The sequence below is a fragment of the Alteribacter keqinensis genome (assembly GCF_003710255.1).
Taxonomy (GTDB): Bacteria; Bacillota; Bacilli; order Bacillales; family Salisediminibacteriaceae; genus Alteribacter; species Alteribacter keqinensis.
On sequence record NZ_RHIB01000001.1, the window covers coordinates 1,700,356 to 1,713,775 of the forward strand.

Annotated in this window: 16 protein-coding genes and 1 riboswitch; of the genes, 5 read left to right on the forward strand and 11 right to left on the reverse strand. The window is 45.3% G+C overall.

Going from position 1 to position 13,420, the window contains the following annotated elements; all coding sequences use genetic code 11:
- Positions 1 to 9 precede the first annotated feature (9 nt).
- Complete coding sequence (cypC, locus tag EBO34_RS08355; RefSeq protein ID WP_122897439.1) at positions 10 to 1,323, forward strand: CYP152 family fatty-acid peroxygenase CypC; 1,314 nt, start codon at positions 10 to 12, stop codon at positions 1,321 to 1,323.
- Between the two features lie 245 nt (positions 1,324 to 1,568).
- Here cypC and EBO34_RS08360 read toward each other — a convergent pair whose 3' ends face one another.
- Entirely contained in the window at positions 1,569 to 1,985 is a 417-nt protein-coding gene (locus EBO34_RS08360) for a VOC family protein (protein ID WP_122897440.1), read from the reverse strand.
- A gap of 118 nt (positions 1,986 to 2,103) precedes the next feature.
- Here EBO34_RS08360 and EBO34_RS08365 point away from each other — a divergent pair, with 118 nt between their 5' ends.
- Positions 2,104 to 3,471, forward strand: coding sequence for an amino acid permease (locus EBO34_RS08365; protein ID WP_122897441.1), 1,368 nt, complete (start codon positions 2,104 to 2,106; stop codon positions 3,469 to 3,471).
- On the opposite strand, the gene EBO34_RS08370 is transcribed toward EBO34_RS08365, so the two are convergent.
- The 4 genes from EBO34_RS08370 to EBO34_RS08385 form a co-directional block, all read right to left on the reverse strand.
- Positions 3,452 to 4,084: a LysE family transporter gene (locus EBO34_RS08370; protein ID WP_122897442.1), complete on the reverse strand. Its 633-nt coding sequence runs from the start codon at positions 4,082 to 4,084 to the stop codon at positions 3,452 to 3,454. The genes EBO34_RS08365 and EBO34_RS08370 overlap by 20 nt on opposite strands.
- 365 nt (positions 4,085 to 4,449) lie before the next feature.
- On the reverse strand, positions 4,450 to 4,737 hold the full coding sequence (locus tag EBO34_RS08375) for a hypothetical protein (RefSeq protein WP_122897443.1): 288 nt from the start codon (positions 4,735 to 4,737) through the stop codon (positions 4,450 to 4,452).
- A 267-nt stretch (positions 4,738 to 5,004) separates the two neighbouring features.
- Positions 5,005 to 6,333, reverse strand: coding sequence for a TrkH family potassium uptake protein (locus tag EBO34_RS08380; RefSeq protein WP_122897444.1), 1,329 nt, complete (start codon positions 6,331 to 6,333; stop codon positions 5,005 to 5,007).
- A gap of 3 nt (positions 6,334 to 6,336) precedes the next feature.
- On the reverse strand, positions 6,337 to 7,002 hold the full coding sequence (locus EBO34_RS08385; protein ID WP_122897445.1) for a potassium channel family protein: 666 nt from the start codon (positions 7,000 to 7,002) through the stop codon (positions 6,337 to 6,339).
- 70 nt (positions 7,003 to 7,072) lie between these two features.
- Positions 7,073 to 7,223: riboswitch (cyclic di-AMP (ydaO/yuaA leader) on the reverse strand.
- A 156-nt stretch (positions 7,224 to 7,379) separates the two neighbouring features.
- On the opposite strand from EBO34_RS08385, the gene EBO34_RS08390 reads away from it, so the two are divergent.
- From EBO34_RS08390 to EBO34_RS08400, 3 genes are all read left to right on the forward strand, one after another.
- The gene (locus tag EBO34_RS08390) at positions 7,380 to 8,153 is read left to right on the forward strand and encodes a class I SAM-dependent methyltransferase (protein WP_122897446.1); all 774 of its coding nucleotides are present in this window, start codon (positions 7,380 to 7,382) and stop codon (positions 8,151 to 8,153) included.
- A 13-nt stretch (positions 8,154 to 8,166) separates the two neighbouring features.
- Entirely contained in the window at positions 8,167 to 8,595 is a 429-nt protein-coding gene (locus tag EBO34_RS08395) for a DUF1801 domain-containing protein (RefSeq protein ID WP_122897447.1), read from the forward strand.
- A gap of 163 nt (positions 8,596 to 8,758) precedes the next feature.
- Positions 8,759 to 8,848: a YjcZ family sporulation protein gene (locus tag EBO34_RS08400; protein ID WP_122897448.1), complete on the forward strand. Its 90-nt coding sequence runs from the start codon at positions 8,759 to 8,761 to the stop codon at positions 8,846 to 8,848.
- A gap of 78 nt (positions 8,849 to 8,926) precedes the next feature.
- Here the strand turns inward: EBO34_RS08400 and EBO34_RS08405 are convergent, their stop codons facing one another.
- From EBO34_RS08405 to EBO34_RS08430, 6 genes are all read right to left on the reverse strand, one after another.
- Entirely contained in the window at positions 8,927 to 9,556 is a 630-nt protein-coding gene (locus EBO34_RS08405) for an O-methyltransferase (RefSeq protein WP_122897449.1), read from the reverse strand.
- A gap of 20 nt (positions 9,557 to 9,576) precedes the next feature.
- On the reverse strand, positions 9,577 to 10,122 hold the full coding sequence (locus tag EBO34_RS08410) for a nitroreductase family protein (protein WP_122897450.1): 546 nt from the start codon (positions 10,120 to 10,122) through the stop codon (positions 9,577 to 9,579).
- A 197-nt stretch (positions 10,123 to 10,319) separates the two neighbouring features.
- Complete coding sequence (locus tag EBO34_RS08415) at positions 10,320 to 11,621, reverse strand: FtsW/RodA/SpoVE family cell cycle protein (RefSeq protein WP_122897451.1); 1,302 nt, start codon at positions 11,619 to 11,621, stop codon at positions 10,320 to 10,322.
- Positions 11,621 to 12,070 carry a helix-turn-helix transcriptional regulator gene (locus EBO34_RS08420; RefSeq protein ID WP_122897452.1) on the reverse strand — a complete coding sequence of 150 codons (450 nt, stop codon included), beginning with the start codon at positions 12,068 to 12,070 and terminating at the stop codon, positions 11,621 to 11,623. The genes EBO34_RS08415 and EBO34_RS08420 overlap by 1 nt, the downstream gene beginning before the upstream one ends.
- Positions 12,067 to 12,621: a sigma-70 family RNA polymerase sigma factor gene (locus EBO34_RS08425; protein WP_122897453.1), complete on the reverse strand. Its 555-nt coding sequence runs from the start codon at positions 12,619 to 12,621 to the stop codon at positions 12,067 to 12,069. Before EBO34_RS08425 ends, EBO34_RS08420 begins: the two co-directional genes overlap by 4 nt.
- 100 nt (positions 12,622 to 12,721) lie before the next feature.
- Positions 12,722 to 13,393, reverse strand: a complete 672-nt coding sequence (locus EBO34_RS08430; RefSeq protein WP_122897454.1) for an HAD family hydrolase — start codon at positions 13,391 to 13,393, stop codon at positions 12,722 to 12,724.
- Positions 13,394 to 13,420 lie beyond the last annotated feature (27 nt).

Consider the following 13,420-nt stretch of genomic DNA (forward strand, 5'->3'; position numbering starts at 1 on the left):
AGATGACCTATGAACGTAAAAACCCCCATCCCAAAAGCAAAAGGTTTTGACAACACACTCACTCTAATTAAAGAAGGCTTTGATTTTTTACCAAAGAGGCGGCGTGAGCTCGGCTCCGACATGTTTGAAACCCGTCTTCTTGGCAAAAAAGTCGTCTGCATCGGCGGGGAAGATGCAGCCAAAGTATTTTATGACAATAACTTGTTCAAGCGAAAAGGTGCCGCTCCTGCACCGCTGAAAAAGTCTCTTCTCGGAAAAGGTGGCGCCCACGGCATGGACGGGGAACCCCACAAGCACCGGAAGCGGATGTTTCTCTCCATGATGACACCTGACCGCCTGGAAGAGTTAAAGCGCATCGCCATCCGTCAGCTTGACGCCAAAGTCACAGAATGGGAGAAGATGGACAAAGTCATTTTTTTCAACGAAGTTCAGGAAGTACTGACCCGCACCGGCTGTGAATGGGCAGGCGTTCCATTGGATGAAAAAGAAGTCAAACAACGAACCCGTGAACTGGCTGCCATGGTCGACTCTTTCGGCGGTTCAATTACCCGGTTCAACGCTGGAAAAAAAGCAAGGGAAAGCCAGGAAAAATGGCTGAAAGGAACCATCAAAGCCATCCGGAACGGGGATCTCGCCCCACCGGCCAACACCGCTGCCTATATCATTGCAAACCATCGTGAAATGAACGGGAAGCCACTTGACGATCACACTGCTGCAGTTGAGTTAAACAACGTCATCCGCCCGCTCATTGCCACAGCCTACTATTTAACTTTCGGTGCTGTCGCACTGTTTGAACACCCTCAAGTGGTCCAGAAAGTAAAAGAAGACAAAGACAACTACAGTCACATGTTCGCCCAGGAGGTACGGCGCTACTATCCGTTCGCCCCGGCGATGGCGGCAAAAGTGAAGCAGGACTTTACCTGGCACGAGTACCAGTTCAAGAAAAACATGCTTGTCGTTCTCGATATTTTTGGGACGAACCGCCATCCCCTATCCTGGGACAACCCCGATGAATTCCGCCCGGAGCGCTTTAAGGACTGGAAGGAAAGTCCTTTTTCCTTTATCCCGCAAGGAGGCGGTGATCATCATATTGGCCATCGCTGCGCAGGGGAGTGGATGACCGTACTTATCATGCGAGCTTTCTTCAAATATGTAAGTGACCACGTGAGCTACACGGTGCCCAAGCAGGACCTGAGCTACAGCATGTCCCGGATGCCCACCATCCCGAAAAGCGGCTTTGTGATTACCGAAGTGAAAAAGACGAAATCGTCAACGAAGGACCTTGAGAAAACTTCCAAAACCCAGACTGTGATGAGATCATAAAGAAAAAGGCTGTCTCAGTAGTTTTCACCTGAGACAGCCTTTTTTAGATTTTCTTTAAGCCACTTCTTTGTAAAAGTAAGTACACCACCTACGAAATTTCCTCACTGTCATGTACCTGCATGGCAAAAGCAGGCACACCATCCACCGCATTTACGCTCCACCATGTAAAGACTTCACAAAAAAAGTTGACTATCTAAGGCTTTTCCCCAGTTTGATCTCGAAAGTGACCCCCATTTGCATTCGGCTTACCGATTCTCTTTCGAAAAGTTCAAATCCCAGGTTACGCCGAAGGGATCTTTTATCTTCGCATATTTTGCGTCCCAGAACGTGTCCTGCAGCTCCATTAATACCGTTCCTTTTTCTTTTAACCGGTCGTACAGGGTCATGATTTCCACTTCACTGGCCAGTTCGAGAACAAGGGCCACGTGACCTCCTTCAGTAACGGGCTGGCCGGGGAACGTATCGGAAACCATGAATACCAGTTCCCCCTTTTTAAACCTTGAATGAAGGATACGGTTTTCAGCCTCAGGTGGTGTCGGAAAGTCCGCTTCGCCAAACGTCTGCTTTTCCACCACTTCTCCCTCAAACACTTCACTGTAATAGGCGAGTGCTTCTGTTGCCTGTCCGTCGAAGCTCAAATATGGTGTTGCCTGCTGTTTCATCAACATCATCTCCCTTAATATTATTTGAGTTCCCCATCTCTTTTCGCCAGCTTTTACATAAACCCTGCCACTTTTCCTAAAAATAAACGGGTCAGGAAAAATGGAGGTGGACAATTGTATGGGTTCCAATGCAGAGAAAAGTGCTGAAAAGAAAATAAACTGGCAGCAGCTCGCCCTCCTCGGGGTTGCTGCCACCATCGGAACGGGCTTCTTTCTCGGATCTACGATTGCCATTCAAATGGCAGGTCCCTCTGCTGTTTTCGCCTATATTATTGCCGCTATCGGAACGTATTTCGTATATGAAGCCTTGGCAAAAATGACGATCGACGACCCTCAGACGGGTTCTTTTCGAACGTATGCCAGCAAGGCTTTCGGACACTGGGCCGGGTTTACAAGCGGATGGGTGTACTGGGGATCGGAAATTCTAATCATGGGAAGTCAGCTCACGGCTCTTGCCATCTTTACACAATTCTGGCTTCCAGGCGTTCAGCTGTGGATTTTTGCAGCCATCTATGCGGCTTTGGGAATTTTTGTGATTCTCCTCGGCTCTTCGGGCTTTGACCGGGTGGAAAATGTCCTCGCCGTCATGAAAGTGGCAGCCATTCTCATGTTTATTATCCTGGCCGTCATTGCCATCCTCGGCTTTATTGGTGTAAAGCCCCCGGGAAGACTCATGGTCCCCAGAGCCTATGGCGGCCTTTTTCCTAACGGTGTAAAAGGGCTTCTCCCTGCCCTTATTTATGGATTCTACGGGTTTGGAGGTATTGAGATTGTCGGTCTGTTAACGGTCCGCCTGAAGAAAATGACCGACGCCACGAAAACGGGAAAGGTTATGCTGTCTACGCTCGCCCTTATTTATGTCGCTTCCATCGGCCTTACGATTCTGATGGTACCGTGGGATACATTCGCCAGTGACCAGAGTCCGTTTGTAACCGCCCTTACCAGGTACCGAATCCCGTATGTGGTGAACCTGTTTAACGGGGTATTTATTATCGCCGGCTTTTCAACAATGGTGGCCTCTATGTTTGCGGTGATCCGAATCTTAACGGTCCTTGCCCATGACAACGACGCCCCTGCTTTTTTAGGCAGAAAAATACACGATAAGGTCGCCCTGCCTGCCATTAGCTTTATGGCATTCTGGGTTATCGTGTCCGTAATTCTTTCTATTTTAATGCCGGGCAAAGTTTATGAATACTTCACTACCGCCGCCGGCATTATGCTGTTGTATAACTGGCTGTTTATTTTAGCTTCATACGGGCGTCTGCAGGAGCTCACCGGGTTTCAGCAGTTCAAACGGTTCGGCGGCATTCTTCTCGTGGGCCTTGTCATTTTCGGTACACTGTTTCACGAGACGAGCAGACCCGGCTTTTTTATCAGCCTTATCTTTGTCGGTCTCGTTGGCATCATCACTTTTTTCATGCGCAATCACTGGAACAAGCCGAAAACACCGGACGCACCGAGCCTGTTTACAAAAATAAGACGTTAAATGCCTGTACAGCAAAATAAATCCCGAATCCGATGAGTGATGTTCCTGACAGGATCGAGACAAAATAAAGGAAGCGGTCAGTAAGTACCCGCTTTAAGCTGCTGGACAGAAACGCCATCGTCAGATCCCAGACGACGATACCGAGAAAAATCGCTCCTGTATAAATCATAATCTGCTCGATTCCATAATCACTCACTGTTTTTGCCAGAACAGATCCAAAGATCCCGAGCCAGAACAAAATGGTAAGAGGGTTAAAAAGAGACATCATAAACCCCGAAAAGAACGACTTTGTGTAAGTCTGGACCTTTCGGTAATCCTCTTGGATCATCGTGATTTCTCTTGCCCCTAGAAGGCTTTCGATCCCTGTATACACAAGGACGAAGAAGCCGAACAGCCATAAAAACACCTGGATAAACGGTACGTCCATTAAATGAACAAAGCCAAGAAACACAAGAAGCATGTAAAAACCATCAGCTGCGGTAGCTCCCAGGCCCACAAGCCACGAATGGAAAAAACCGTTTTTAATTCCCCGGTCGAGCTGGGCCGCATTCACCGGCCCGATCGGTGCGGCAAGTGATAAGCCTAAGAGTACGTAGGTGAAAAATATCGTCATCGATCGCCCTCCATCATAAGAAGCTTCGCTTGTACATCTTATTAGGACGAGGAGGAAGTTATCACTAAAGTTTTTAATTCGTTCAAGGGGGATTTTTCATAAACGCTCTGTTAAACTCAGATGTTGATTTACGCTCATCACACTCCCTTTCCGCGGGGACGCCGGTGAGCCTCCTCGAGGTTTATACCTTCTTCTTCCTCTACCAGTAACGCTACGTAGATATATGCGTCGAAGCAACTCGTAGCTTATTGTTGTGAAACCGCTCGTCGCTCCCGCAGGAGTGTCGTGCGTTCGCTGCAATCAACTTTTCTAATAAACCACCAATAAGCCAAAAAAAAGCCGGACTAATCGCCCCGCTTTTCACATCATCCTTTTTTCTTACCCTGAAACTCCACATCGAGCTTCTTTCCCCCCGCTGTGAGATAGGAATACACATCCATTTCAGGATCGATTTTCAGAAGTCCCTGTACATAGGGCTTCACAAGATCTTTAAAGTCTTCTGTGACGCCTTCATTTTCGAGTACGCCGAACACATACATCTTCTTGTCTTTCATTAAAAAAGTCAGGTATCCGACAGGTTCGTTATTTTGTGTAACGATGTTTAATACTTGTGAGTCTTCCTTAAAAAACTCCGGCGAAAAATAAATTTGCAAGGTAAGCCCTCCCTTACCCTACATTATTTCCCTTCCTGAAAAGGATCATGTATAAAGTCTGTGCTCCTCTGTATAAATAAGGAGTTAATTAGTTGCGGGACTGCTTCTGTTTTTGACAGATCCATATGAAAATAACAACAACGTCCTTACTAGTGCTTTATTAACCCCTAAGTTTCTCCTTCTGCAGGCAACCTTTCTTTCACCTCTATAATTTATTGTACCCTTCAATAAAAAAGATACCCCGGCTGCCTGCCAGGGTATCTCCTGTTAACCTGTAAATATGTCCCCTTTGGGATAGCGGACATTGCTTGATTTCGACTTAGCCAGAGCAAAAGCCAGGGTCACCGGACCAAGTCGTCCGATGATCATCAGAACGATAATGACTTGTTTTCCAATTCCGGACAGTTCATGAGTGAGGCCCATGGATAAACCGACCGTACCGAAAGCTGAAAATGCCTCAAATACGACTAAGATATAAGGGGCATCTTCGGTAAGAGACAGGATGAAAATACTCACCAGCACCGCAGACAGACTGACCACTACGATAGCCAGTGCTCTTACAACAATGTGATCCTGAATCGTACGCTCAAAAATAACCGGTTCTTTTTTCCCCCGCAAATAAGCGGTAACTGCAAGCACAATCACAAGAAAGGTAGTAAGTTTTATCCCACTTCCTGTAGAAGCGCTGCCTGCTCCTATAAACATAAGGAGAAGCATGAATGTAATGGTACTAGATTCCATACTTCCAATATCGATCGTATTAAACCCGGCTGTCCGGGGTGTAACAGCCTGAAAATAGGAAGCCAATATCTTTTCATACCATAAGAACCCACCAAGGGTCTCAGGGTTTCCATACTCCAGTATGAAGATAATAAACATAGCAGCAACGTTGACAATAAGAGTCCCTGTAATCATGATTTTTGAATGGAGGGACAACTGTCTGAAGTTCTTCGTTCTAATCGAGTCATAAACAACGGTAAAACCAATACCCCCGGTAATAAAAAGGATTGTAATGATCAGGTTGACAGCAGGGTCTCCGACATAGCCCGACAGACTGTCAGACCACAGGGAAAAGCCTGCGTTGTTAAAGGCTGAAATGGCGTGAAACAAGCTTGTGAATAAGCCAAATGACCAGCCATACTCAGGTACCCACCTGAGAGCCAGAAAGACGGTTGCAATCAGCTCCATGGAAAAAGCAAATACCAGCAGCATTTTCACCAGTCTGACCATCCCGCCCATTGTAGGCTGATTAAACGATTCCTGAACGAGCATACGTTCTTTCAGGCCGATTTTCTTTCCCAATGCAAGGACAATTAAGATCGCAAACGTCATGAGTCCCAGGCCGCCAAGCTTAATTAAAATCATAATCACCGTCTGACCGAACACAGTAAAGTCGGATCCGGTATCCAGCACGACCAGCCCCGTTACAGTCGTTGCTGATGTGGCTGTAAAGAGAGCATCAATAAATGAAACAGGCTCTGTTGCAGCGAATGGAAGAAGCAGCAGTATTGTGCCGCAGATAATTGCCCAGATAAATCCAACCGCCAGCACCTGAGGCGGGGTTAAATGGTTAAACGCCTTCCTGAGACGCCCCATTTTTTACAGACCTTCGTCTTCAAAACGGTCAAGGTCATTTTTATGGCCCATCACAATGAGAATATCATTTTCACGGACGATGTCATCAGGAAGAGGGGCGATATTCATTGCCTCTCCTCTTTTTATAGCAAGAATTGTGACACCGTATTTTGCGCGAACGTTCAACTCAATCAGCGTTTGTTTGCTTACTTTTTTGGAAGCAAGGAGTTCAACGATGCTATAGTCATCGGACAGATCGATAAAGTCAATGATCTTTTCAGAACTCATGTTATGTGCAATTCTTTTCCCCATATCAAACTCGGGGTGCACGACAAGATCTGCCCCAATCTTATCGAGGACCTTTTGGTGGTAACTGTTCTGTGCTTTTGCCCAGACTTTTTCAATACCCATTTCTTTAAGAACAAGTGTGGTTAAAATACTGGCCTGAATGTTGTCCCCGATCGCCACAACAACATGGTCGAAGTTACCGATGCCAATACTCTTTAAAGACTGTTCATCCGTGCTGTCCAGCTGTACGGCATGGGTAGCAAATTTTGCATATTCATTTACCTTTTCCTCTTCTTTGTCCACAGCAAGCACTTCATGGCCCATTTCAAAGAGTTCCTTACACACGCTCCCTCCGAAACGACCAAGGCCTACAACAGCAAACTGCTTTTTCTTTTTAGACATGTTCTCCACTCCTTTGATGTTTTAAAAAAGAAAAAAACCATCTCAAAGAAATGGTCTGTTAGTCAGACCTTTCTCTCCTACATGACGCTTACGAGGTTAGCTGTCGGATTAGGGACTGAGAGTATCCCTTCTTTTAAAAATAAAAAGATTCACCCCAAGGCAGATTGCCGGTTGTGGTTCCCCCGCACTGTGTATACTTACAGTTTCAGCGATGAAAAGGCGTCATATTCGGTTTTATGAAATGAATTTACTCCTCCAGCCAGGTTTTGTCAATAAAAATAAAAAAAGTCTGAATATTTAATTTCATGAACATTCGTTATCATTTCACCAGTCATGGTAAAATAATGAAGAATCTCCATTGAGGGAGGGTATTGGATATGAACGATGAAGTAAAACGAAAAGTGATTGACCAGTTTGGTAAAAACGCAGAGAAGTATGTAACAAGCGAAACGCACGCAAAAGGGGAGGATCTCCCCGTAATCGTGGAGTGGCTCAACCCGTCCAAAAAGGCTGTTGCACTGGACATTGCCACCGGCGGCGGGCATGCAGCAAAAGCTTTGTCTCCATTTGTATCCCATCTATTTGCTACCGACCTGACAAAAGACATGCTCTCAAACACGGCGAGACACCTGAAAGACACTTACAAAAACATCTCCTTTGTGATTGCCGATGCCGAGGAACTGCCCTTTCTCGACGGTACCTTTGATGTGGTAACCTGCCGGATTGCTCCTCACCACTTTCCAAACCCGAATGCTTTTGTCCGGGAAGTTGCCAGGGTGCTAAAACCCGGCGGTGCTTTTTTAATGATTGATAATGTTGTGCCTGAAGATCATCAGCTTGCTGAATTTATGAACACCATGGAACAGCTTCGTGACACAAGCCATAACCGTTGCCTTTCCGTAAACGAATGGCGGATGCTGTTTTCCTCCTCCGGCCTTGAAGAATTGCAATCCAATCTGTTTAAAAAAACATACACCTTTCCTGCCTGGGTTGAGCGTACCACTGAAAGTGAAGAGCAGATCCGTTCGGTGTATGACCACATCCTACACGCAAATAAAGACATTCAAAGCTACTTCCAGGTAAAAGTTGAAGATGACACCGTAACGTCCGTCTCCATTGACGAATGGATGGTTCTCTGCAGAAAAAAATAGAGGAGCGAGTGATATGGGATACGAGCTGAAAACGAAACAGACCGAAAACAGTGTGGTCGAATTTATTGAAACGGTCGGCAGCCCAAAGAAACGTGAAGATGCATACAGGCTCCTTGATATATTTACCGAAACGACCGGTTACCCTGCTAAGATGTGGGGTCCCAGTATGATCGGGTTCGGAAGGTATCACTATAATTACCCGACCGGTCATGAAGGAGACATGTTCCTCGCCGGTTTTTCTCCAAGAAAAGCAAAAATCAGTCTGTACTTGGCAACCGGAGATGAAAAGCGTCATGAGCTTCTGAAGGATTTTGGGAAACATACGACAGGCAAAGCGTGTGTTTACATCAACAAGCTTGCCGACGTAAATGAAGATGTGCTCAGACAGCTCATCATCCAGTCTGTAGTCTTTCTAAAAGAAACCTACCCCGATTCCAAATAATAAGAGTGTGCACGACAGGACTCCATTCCTTTCGTGCACACTTTTATTTTTATTCAGAATTAATAGAGACAGACGTTGATTTATAGCAGGACGCCCCCATATACCTAAGCATGTCTAAGTTTTTTACATAAATTATTAGTACATACGAAAGGAGGCGTTCTGCATGAGCAACAGAAAAGACAACAACGTATTTGGTTTACTCGTTGTGTTGTTCGTACTATTAGTCATTGTTGGCTGCGCTTGTAGTTTCTAAAATAAAAATAAGAGAGGGCAGTCACCTTCCATGACTGCCCTCTTTTTTGCTGTTTTATATAGCATTACTATAATGAAATTACTTCACCCTGCTTACAAGAACACCGTCCCCGATAGGAACAAGGATGGACTCGAGTCGAGGATCCTTTGCTGCAAATTTGTTGAACTCTCTGAGGAATCTGGTATTTTCTTCGTCATTACCCTCATCCACCACTTTTCCTCCCCAGAGGACGTTGTCTGCGACAATGAGTGCACCAGGCTCTGTACAGAGCAGGGCAGATTCAATGTAGGCTCGATAGTTTTCTTTATCTGCATCAATAAAGAAGAAGTCATATGTCTCGCCATCAGCCACCAGGTCTGTGAAGCTCTCAACAGCATCACCTACCCGGTATGTCACTTTATGATCAAGACCGGCTTTTTTCATATTCGTTTCTGCAACCTTTGCATGTTCAGACTCCAGCTCAAGAGACGTAAGCCGCCCGTCCTCCGGCAATCCCCGGGCCATCCAGATCCCGCTGTATCCGCCCAGTGCTCCTACTTCCAGAATGTTTTTCGCCCCTGCGATTTTAACGAGCAGATAAAGAAACTTTCCTGCTTCACTGGGTACTGAAATCTCGGGCAGACCGTTTTCCTTAAGGGAGGTTATTACGTCTTTTAAAACATCGTCTTCTTCGGCAAAAAGGTTCTGTATGTAATCGCTTGTTTTCACATCAACCACCTCATTTTCCTTTAAGAGTAAACTGTCAGCTTTTCTTTTGCACTCGTTCTTGTTTTCGCAGCTGGAATGTCCTCTTCCCTAAAATAACCTAAGTGAAGGAATCCGGCTACCTTTTCGTCTTTTTCAATGCCCAAAATATCATGAACTTTTGGTTCGTAAATATGGGGGTTCGTTTTCCAGACCACACCAAGCTTTTGTTCCCAGGCAAGAAGCTGGAAGTTTTGAATCAGGCTGCTTACAGCCCCGAAATTTTCATCCCACTGCTTCTGCCTCGGGTCTTGTTTCATTACAACGATGAGAAAGGCCGCCGGCTGGCTGAAATAGTTGCGGCGGTTATCCTGTTTTTCTTTCGGAAATGTTGCAACCAGCTTTGCTACAAACTCATCTTTCTTCTCACCCGGGACAAATATAAACCTCCACGGCTCTCTCAGGCCGTGATTCGGAGCGTATACAGCATCTTCAAGTAAACTCAAAACTGTCTCTTCTTTAACAGGCTCACTGGTATACCCTGATTTTATTGAACGTCTTTCACGGATCGTTTTTGCTATTGTAGTCATGTCTTATACTCTCCCTGTCAGGCTGATCATCGATAGGTAACAATAATTGAGATTCATTCTCAATAAACTCATTCTAGTGAACTTTCTGATATGTGTCAAATGATACTTTAATAATTACAAGAGGCAGACTCTAAGGTGACAATATACCTTTTGAGTCTGCCTCTGCTTCTTTCCTCTTTTGGATCATCAACTTTCATTTATCCGGCTGCCGTTTGGCTTCCTACGATATCTTTTCTCCGGTACACACTTAAAATCAGGCCGGTAAACACAGCAAAAATGACATGACTCGTAAGCCCGATGCTTATAAGAGGCAATGGAAAAGTTACGATCGGTAGAATGCCGAACATCATTAACAGATTCCAGGACGTAGAAAAGATCATAACTGTGACTCCTGCAGTAACAATCATCATTCCCAGCCGATCCGCAGTCTTTCTCGTGATGATAAACATTCGAATTAACAGACCGATCAATAAAACAGCTGTAACAGATGCGGGAATCCAACCAAAATTGTAAACAATGCCTACAAAAATATACTCATTGAGTAAATTCAGACTGAGACCGGAATCCCCCCTGCCGAACATGACAGAACCATCCAAAAATCCTTGAAGAATGTTCGGAATGTAGGCTTCAGAGCTGCCTGGATAACTGTTCGGGTTAATCCAGTATTGCAGCCTCCGCAGCTGGTATCCGGGAAGAATAAGTAACATCCAGCATAAGCCGAAAAAGGCAGATCCAACCTGAATGGCGGCTAGTTTGAATATCTCTCTCTTGTTCTTCAATGAAACAATGAGAATCGTCATCGCTGTGAACAGATATAGTATACTCACAGATATGGAGCCGAATGTGCCGAAAAACAAAGCCGGGACCCAGACAGCCGCAGTAACGGTCAGGGGAAAGTACTTCTTTCCCTTTCGTTCTGTAACCAGTCCAACCAGCCCGATGATACAAAGCATAGCAACAAACCAGGAGTCGATCCGGATATGATCCCCCAGCCGGAAGAACACCTGTCCATTATAGAAATTGCCGGAAATGAAGAAAAGAATGAGCAAGCTCAGGGAACCCCAGTAAAACAATGGCCAGGCCTTTAAAATACGACGGTAGTCAATAAACATGATTCCTAAAACAACGGCCAACGAAACAGCGCTCATTAAAAGTTTGCCGGAAATGAGAGAGTACGAAGATCCACCCATCCATGGAGTGAAAAAAAGGACGGGCATCATCCCAGCTCCTAAAAGAAGGGAAAACAACCCGATAATCAACCAGTCGACCTTTGGTTTATGAAGCTGATTCATTACTCTCCCTAATGAGGATGGACTTCCCATCTGTTCGACAGCCAATGTGGCTGCTTCCACATGAGAAGAACCTTTATCCTTGTTTTCTCTGATCCGTTTTTCAATATGGGAGCGCAATTCTCTGTCTACAAGCTCTTTCGCTTCCTTTGAACGGATATGACTGGTAACCCGGCTTAAAAATTGGTCGATTTGATCAGAAGAATTCATTACACGAGCCCACCTTCCAGGTGAAGCTGCAAAGAGCGGCGCTCAGCCTGATCATCTGCTTTCTCCCATTTCATGAGAATACGGGTCCCCTTTTTCATGAGAATGTACTCTTTGACCTGCTCCCCGTTCTCATCTTTCTGCCACTGTGAACCGATCAGCCGCTTCTGTTCGAGACGGTGAAGGAGAATATAAAGCTGTCCTTCCTGAGCCTCAAGGTCTACGGCTTCCCTTTTATGACGGATTGCCTTGAAGATGGAATATCCGGAAAGTGGTCCGCTTTCAAGTGACTGCAGCAGTAAGATAGCCATACTTTCTTCTACTGGTTTGTTGACGATGTAGGATGCTGATGTTTCTTTAATAATATTCCGGGCCTGTTTATCTGAAAACCGCACTTCGCGAAACAACGTTCCATCCATCGCCTTTTTCAATCCTTTTAACGGATCACTCATGTTGTTTCCTCCTTCCCGAGCTTTTCTTTCAGCATTTTTCTTGCACGTCTCAGTCTGGTCTTGACCGTATTTTCCCTGACATTCATGAGTGTGCTGATTTCCTTTGAGGTTAGTTCTTCGTAGTAATATAAATAGACAGCTTCTCGGTATTTCGCAGGCAGTCCGAGAACCGAATGAACAAGACACTCCTCTTCAGAACGTGCAACGATTTTGTCGTCTATAGATTTATCTTTTGACTGGGCATGCATCACTGTATCGTCATCGTATATAAACTGCCTGTAATGCCAGCTTCGGACATAGTCTTTACAATGATTAATGGCAATCCGGTAAATCCATGTTTTCAGTGTGGATTCCTGCTTAAAGGAATCAAGCTTTTTGAATACTTTTATGAAGATTTCCTGAGTCAGATCCTCTGCCAAAGCCTGATCTTTCACATAGGTATAAACCAGCTGCTGAATGGACTGACCGTAATCCGTAACGATGGCTGTAAAATCATCAGTATGTATATTTCCTTCACTGCTCATATGACTGTATGCTTCACTCTCTCCCATTTCCTTGCCCCCTTACTCTACTTCTTTGACGGAGCAGGTTATATGATAGTTTCACAGAAAATAAAAAATCTGCCTTGAATTTCCTTCAAGACAGATTCTATCACAGCTTTTGCTCCAAACTTGTAATCAGACCGGGTAAAGTCCTGAAATCTCTCATTACCCTGTCTGCATCGGTGCATTCAAGGGCAGCTGTTTCTTTCCAGACAGCCTTCATACCTGCTGCCCGGGCTGCCTTGACGTCGTTTACGGGGTGGTCCCCGATAAAGACAGCATGGTCTGCTTTTACACCGAGACGGTCCAGGGCACGATGAAAAATGTCCGCATCAGGCTTTTTGATCTCCTCTCTTTCGGAGATCACGATTGTATCAAAATAAGGTTCAATGCCCAGAGCCCTTATATTGTTTAACTGAAAAGGAACTCTTCCGTTTGATACGATCCCCAGTTTATATCTGTCTCGCTTTAACTGCTTGAGTGTCTCAGCCATGTGGGGAAAACCGACGCAATGCCCCTGAAAGCTTACAAGATAATCATTCAGCAGTTCCGACCAGGTAATATCAGTGATCGAAAATTCCGCTGTAAGCTCCTTGTACACCTGGTCTTTCCATACGTAACCCCGTTCATCAAGTTCTATAAATCTCTCGGTGTAGCGAGCTTTTGAGACATTTCCCAAAAGCATGCCCATACGATCGTACTGGTTCTGTATAAAGTGCCTTACGGAAGTATCCCTGTCCAGCAGCGTCCCGTCCAGGTCAAAGAGAACTGCCTTAATCACAGTTTTACCGCCTCTTTAACAGTCCCA

Bases quoted from the DNA above. Each gene is read 5' to 3' on its own strand.
- EBO34_RS08385 (WP_122897445.1), bottom strand. From the start codon at position 7,002: ATGTCTAAAAAGAAAAAGCAGTTTGCTGTTGTAGGCCTTGGTCGTTTC.
- cypC (WP_122897439.1), top strand. From the start codon at position 10: ATGAACGTAAAAACCCCCATCCCAAAAGCAAAAGGTTTTGACAACACA.
- EBO34_RS08370 (WP_122897442.1), bottom strand. From the start codon at position 4,084: ATGACGATATTTTTCACCTACGTACTCTTAGGCTTATCACTTGCCGCA.
- EBO34_RS08400 (WP_122897448.1), top strand. From the start codon at position 8,759: ATGAGCAACAGAAAAGACAACAACGTATTTGGTTTACTCGTTGTGTTG.
- EBO34_RS08425 (WP_122897453.1), bottom strand. From the start codon at position 12,621: ATGGGAGAGAGTGAAGCATACAGTCATATGAGCAGTGAAGGAAATATA.
- EBO34_RS08410 (WP_122897450.1), bottom strand. From the start codon at position 10,122: ATGACTACAATAGCAAAAACGATCCGTGAAAGACGTTCAATAAAATCA.
- EBO34_RS08365 (WP_122897441.1), top strand. From the start codon at position 2,104: ATGGGTTCCAATGCAGAGAAAAGTGCTGAAAAGAAAATAAACTGGCAG.
- EBO34_RS08380 (WP_122897444.1), bottom strand. From the start codon at position 6,333: ATGGGGCGTCTCAGGAAGGCGTTTAACCATTTAACCCCGCCTCAGGTG.
- EBO34_RS08415 (WP_122897451.1), bottom strand. From the start codon at position 11,621: ATGAATTCTTCTGATCAAATCGACCAATTTTTAAGCCGGGTTACCAGT.
- EBO34_RS08395 (WP_122897447.1), top strand. From the start codon at position 8,167: ATGGGATACGAGCTGAAAACGAAACAGACCGAAAACAGTGTGGTCGAA.
- EBO34_RS08420 (WP_122897452.1), bottom strand. From the start codon at position 12,070: ATGAGTGATCCGTTAAAAGGATTGAAAAAGGCGATGGATGGAACGTTG.
- EBO34_RS08390 (WP_122897446.1), top strand. From the start codon at position 7,380: ATGAACGATGAAGTAAAACGAAAAGTGATTGACCAGTTTGGTAAAAAC.
- EBO34_RS08360 (WP_122897440.1), bottom strand. From the start codon at position 1,985: ATGAAACAGCAGGCAACACCATATTTGAGCTTCGACGGACAGGCAACA.